The organism is Microcystis sp. LE19-84.1B, assembly GCF_027531875.1.
Classification (GTDB): Bacteria; Cyanobacteriota; Cyanobacteriia; order Cyanobacteriales; family Microcystaceae; genus Microcystis; species Microcystis panniformis.
In genome coordinates this window covers 1-5,078 of record NZ_JAPZSR010000272.1, presented here as the reverse complement: position 1 = coordinate 5,078, position 5,078 = coordinate 1, and the positions used below count along the sequence as shown (strand labels likewise).

At 37.4% G+C, this 5,078-nt stretch carries 4 protein-coding genes and 1 pseudogene; 3 read left to right on the top strand and 2 right to left on the bottom strand.

Annotated features, from left to right (window positions below):
• The first annotated feature begins 380 nt into the window (after positions 1-380).
• Complete coding sequence (locus O9324_RS15670; RefSeq protein ID WP_288140659.1) at positions 381-1,247, top strand: alpha/beta fold hydrolase; 867 nt, start codon at positions 381-383, stop codon at positions 1,245-1,247.
• Positions 1,248-1,545: 298 nt separating this feature from the next.
• Here O9324_RS15670 and O9324_RS15665 read toward each other — a convergent pair.
• Positions 1,546-1,715: pseudogene (locus O9324_RS15665) on the bottom strand (DUF29 family protein); the annotation flags it as partial.
• 231 nt (positions 1,716-1,946) lie between these two features.
• Between O9324_RS15665 and O9324_RS15660 the strand changes: the two are divergent.
• Both O9324_RS15660 and O9324_RS15655 read left to right on the top strand, forming a co-directional pair.
• Complete coding sequence (locus tag O9324_RS15660; protein ID WP_288140658.1) at positions 1,947-3,479, top strand: AAA family ATPase; 1,533 nt, start codon at positions 1,947-1,949, stop codon at positions 3,477-3,479.
• 18 nt (positions 3,480-3,497) lie between these two features.
• The gene (locus tag O9324_RS15655) at positions 3,498-4,466 is read left to right on the top strand and encodes a hypothetical protein (RefSeq protein ID WP_288140657.1); all 969 of its coding nucleotides are present in this window, start codon (positions 3,498-3,500) and stop codon (positions 4,464-4,466) included.
• 498 nt (positions 4,467-4,964) lie between these two features.
• Here O9324_RS15655 and O9324_RS15650 read toward each other — a convergent pair.
• On the bottom strand, positions 4,965-5,078 hold a 114-nt coding region (locus O9324_RS15650; protein ID WP_271947859.1), incomplete at its 5' end, for a transposase.

The window sequence follows — 5,078 nt, the reverse complement described above, 5'->3', positions numbered from 1 at the left end:
GATTCGATCGCTAGTAATTCTTCTAGATCCGCCTCAGTTAAGGGATTTTTGTCGATTAATCCCTGTAAAATCGTCAAAATCTTCATAGCTGTTATATCAGAATTAGCCAAAAACTGTCCCAATGATTCAGGAATAATTATCCAGGGTTAGCCACCCATACTAGGAGATTAATCCTGCTCAAGATTTTTTTGAGAGTGTTTTTTAGGGTTATTTGCCCAAAAATGAAGGGTTTGCAGGCAGGCACGGATTCCCATTATATATATAAGTATATGTCAAGTTCCGTTTTCAGTCAAGGGGTTTGGTCAAAAATCTCTAGCTTTGTCTCCAGTTTCTCAATCGGTTAGACTAAGCATTATTAACATTACTTAACAAAACAGCCGATGAATACAGCTGCTCTGACGATAAAGCAAAATTGGCAATGGCAAGGACATTCGATACACTATGTGCAAGCGGGTACTAGAGTTGCAGGAAAACCCCCTTTACTATTAGTCCACGGTTTTGGCGCTTCTACCGACCATTGGCGAAAAAATGTGCAAGGTTTAGCCTCAGAATGGGAAGTATGGGCGATCGATCTGTTAGGATTCGGTAGATCAGCTAAACCGGATCTTGTCTATAGTGGCAGTCTTTGGCAGCAACAATTAAATGATTTTATCAAGGAAGTTGTGGCGCAACCGACGGTTTTAGCGGGTAATTCTTTGGGGGGTTACGCTTCTCTCTGCGTGGCTGCTAATCACTCTGAGAATGTTCGGGGATTAATTCTCCTCAATAGTGCCGGTCCCTTTAGCGATACAGAAAGCAATCGTCAGCCTAATTTAGCACAAAAATTACTGCGATCAATCTTGCTGCAACCCTGGGCCAGTTATCTCTTATTTCTCTATACCCGTCAACCCAAAACTATCCGCAAAACCCTAGAGAAAGTATATCTCGATCGCAGTGCCATTACTGAGCAGTTAATAGAAGATATCCGTCGTCCTTCCCTGGATGCGGGAGCAGCCAAAGTTTTTGCTTCTGTGTTTAAATCTCCCCGGGGGGAAAATGTGGATATTCTCCTGCAAAAGTTAAGTTGTCCCCTGTTGATGTTATGGGGTGAGGGGGACCCTTGGATGAATACTAGGGAACGCGGAGCCAAATTCCGTCAATATTATCCTTCTCTGGCAGAATATTATCTAACTGCTGGTCATTGTCCCCACGATGAAATTCCCACAGAGGTTAACCAGTTGATTAGTGATTGGATGAAAAGCTTATAGGTAGTTAGGGATCGGTTATCAGGTTTTTATTTTTTTGACGCTTATTTGACCTGAAAAAAGAGGGTCTGTAGGAAGGCACGGATTTCCATTCTATATATAAGTATCTGTCAAGTGGGGGGATTTGTCAAGGGTTTTTCTGAAAAAATCTGCCGGAATTTGACTGGTAAGCTGTTGACTATCTAAATTACTCGTTAAGACTGCACTGGACTTGGGAGCAGGGAGAAGGAGTTTGAGCATTTGTACTCAAACATCCAATACGCAATTTAAATTCAGTACAGCTTAGGGAAGACATTAGCTGGTATTGGTAGAGAAGCAAATGGATGAGTAATTGTAGGGGATAACTATCTACTTGATGTCTCTGTTGGTTCCCCAATCTAATACATCTGTCTGTCTTTGTCGCAGTTGTTGGGTCGTTTCTTCTAACCAACCAAGATAGTCTTGTTTGTATAAGTCTTTAGTAGTGGTCAGGTATTAGGTTTTTATTTTCCTGACGCTTATTTGACCTGAAAAAAGAGGGTCTGTAGGAAGGCACGGATTCCCATTCTATATATAAGTATCTGTCAAGTGCGGGGATTTGTCAAGGGTTTTTTTGAAAAAATCTGCTGGAATTTGACCGGCAGGATAAGAGATTGTTTCACCTTTGCCTGTGAGCTACAATAAGCAGATGAGCAAGAGGATAGGATTACAGGAGTTTTAACAATGCGGTTACTACGGGTTCAAGTTCCTGACTTTCGAGTGTTAAAGAATATTGATCTTAGTTTCGAGAAAGACTTTTTTCCCCAGATATTCCCTATCGGTAGTCAAAATGGCGGTGGCAAAAGTACCCTTCTACAATTAATTTTTATCCTGCTTCATTGTTCTGGTGATCCAGAAAAGATAGAATATGTGGTAAATGTACTCCATCGATGTCAACTAGAAGATGATTTAGAGCAGAAAACTCTGGCTATGTTTGAAATTCTAACCGACAATCGGGAAGAAGTGAAACTAGATTTTTTTATTTGCAGAGATGCTTATATAAAAGACTTGCTATCTAACCTTGACGGACAAAAAGAAGATTTGGATACTGTTAACGTTGATGATTTTAAAATATCTGATTTTGAAAAATTAAAGGATAAGGATATTGATAAACAAACAAAAGTTATCATCGATAAACTTGCCAGTCTTAAAAACATCAAAGATAGATTGACAGAGTTATTGACATTAGAAAATAGAACGGCAATAAGCAATTTAATTTCAAGTCCATTTGCTCAAAAAGAACGTGAGCTTTTATTTAAGCTAAATATTATACCGCCAACATATAAAGTATTGTTTTCATCAACTAATGAATCAAGAATTATCCTAGACTATTCAAAAAAAGAAGTATTGGAAAAATCTATTCGAGATGGACTACAAGTAATGAATAAAAATATAGATATTCATTATGGAAAATTCCAATCATTACTACAGCAAATAAAAATCATTAGCAATCTTTTAGAAGGAAATAAATCAATAGGTATTTGTCAAGCCAAAACCCAGAAGAATGAAGAGATATTTTTAGTTTGTAAATTTAGTCAAATCACCCAAGAAGAATTTCAATTATTCATGAAAGAATTATCTTCAAAAATATTTTTAGCCGCACCTTCAACGCAAGTTTTTATCTTTTTACCCAAAGCTACTAACAAGAGTCTTTTTCAGATAAATCAAGGGAATCTGGACTCTAGTAACTATTATTTAGCCATGGCAGATATTAAAAAGAAACTTAGCAACTTATTTACCTACGATTTTCTGCCAGTTGAGCTATTAATTAATTACTTTATCATGGCTCGTGATCAAGATTTTGCTCAAGCTATAGAAACTGGTGAATATGGAAATAACTATCAACTAAAACGGCAAAACTTAAATTCAATTTTATCGGATAAAGAAATTAATTTAGATAAAGATATATCGGGGATTACCTTTAAATTCAAAGGAGACACAAACGGAGAAGAATTATATCCAGAGGATTTGAGTCATGGGGAACTGAAGCGATTAAGTATCTATCTGTGGCTAAAGTATCGTAGCATAAAAGATGCGATTGTCTTGATGGATGAAATTGAGATTGCTCTCCATCCCGACTGGCAATATAGAATTATTGAGGACTTGCAGGAATGGGAACCTAGCAATCAATATATCTTAGCCACTCATTCCTATGAACTCTGTCAAGCTTTAACTCCCGCTCATGTTAAAGAGATAGAACCAAAACTATTGAAATAAAGATGGAGAAACTAACCCATGAGTCTTAAGGAAACGGAACTTTTAGAACATTGTCAATTTATTCTGGCAAACCGTCAAATTCGTAATAAATTTGTCATCCTCTGTGAAGGGGAAATCAAAAAAAATGCTGGCAGGTTATCTCCTCAATCCTATCGAGCTATGGAAGATTTTCCCGATGCTAATTTTTATAGAGCTTGTGTTCCTAGGGATTGGAAACAAAAGATACCGACTTTTTTAAACTGTGGTGATAGAAATGATGTTTTAAATACTTACTTTAATCTTTTGCGTTTGCATGAAGAGAACCCAGAAGCTTCTTATTTAAATCCCCAGCAACTGTTCGCTATCGTCGATTTGGACTTACAAAAGAAAGATTTAAAAGATTTAGATGATTCCTATCCATTTAAGGATTTAGAGCAAATTTTTGAGGACTTATATCACAAATCACTGATTAAAGTCAATCGGGTTGGACAGCATAGAATTTGGGTGACGGGATTGATTCATAAAGAGTGCTATTTTATTTTTCCCGATATTCATATTCAATCAATTCTTAGCGAACATTCGGCTGTTTATCAAAATTCCGCTGCTAGGCTAGAAAATATTTATCTTGATATGGCAGATAAAATTAAGGATGATGCCGATTTAAAAAATAATTTTTCCAGAGTTAAAGGGAGAATCTCTCATTGTCAAAACCTAGAACTATCGGAAGTGGAGAAATTACAGCTATCTTGGCAAAAACAATATCAAGTTAGCCACGACAATAGCCAATCGGAATTAGTGCTGGCTCTGTTGACTATCAAAAAAGCGAAGCAATATTGGTTAGAAGTTGAACCCCCAGAGGACAATACATCACCCCCAGAAAGATATAGAGAACAACTGGCACTACAAATAGGAAGATTTTATGCTCACAATAGCGATAATCCAAGCTGCCATATTTCCCATCTCCTCAAACTGCTGAAGCTAGAACTCAACCCCAGGGAGCAGGAATAAATTTAATCGCATTATTTGACCTAAAAAAAGAGGGTTCGCAGGCAGGCACGGATTCCCATTCCATATATAAGTATCTGTCAAGTGCGGGGATTTGTCAAGGGTTTTTTTGAAAAAATCTGCCGGAATTTGGCCGGTAGGATAAGAGATTGTTTCACCTTTGCCTGTGAGCTACAATAAGCAGATGAGCAAGAGGATAGGATTACAGGAGTTTTAACAATGCGGTTACTACGGGTTCAAGTTCCTGACTTTCGAGTGTTAAAGAATATTGATATTAGTTTCGAGAAAGACTTTTTTCCTCAGATATTCCCTATCGGTAGTTTGGTAGGTTGGGTTGAGGCACGAAACCCAACACCAGTTGCGTAAACACCAATCCAATAAATGTTATCCTAACTTGATGCAATACCGTAGAGCAAAAACACCTAGAGCCACTTATTTTTTTACAGTTGTGACATACAATCGTCACAGAATTTTGGGCTCTTCGTTACTCTTTATGCTAAATCAACAGACAAGATGCCAAGATAACATACTTCTAACCCAAAAATTACGAAAGTTTCTAAAGCCATAGGCTCTCCGTTTTATTAGTTTAAGTTTATTGTTGATTCCCTCGACCAC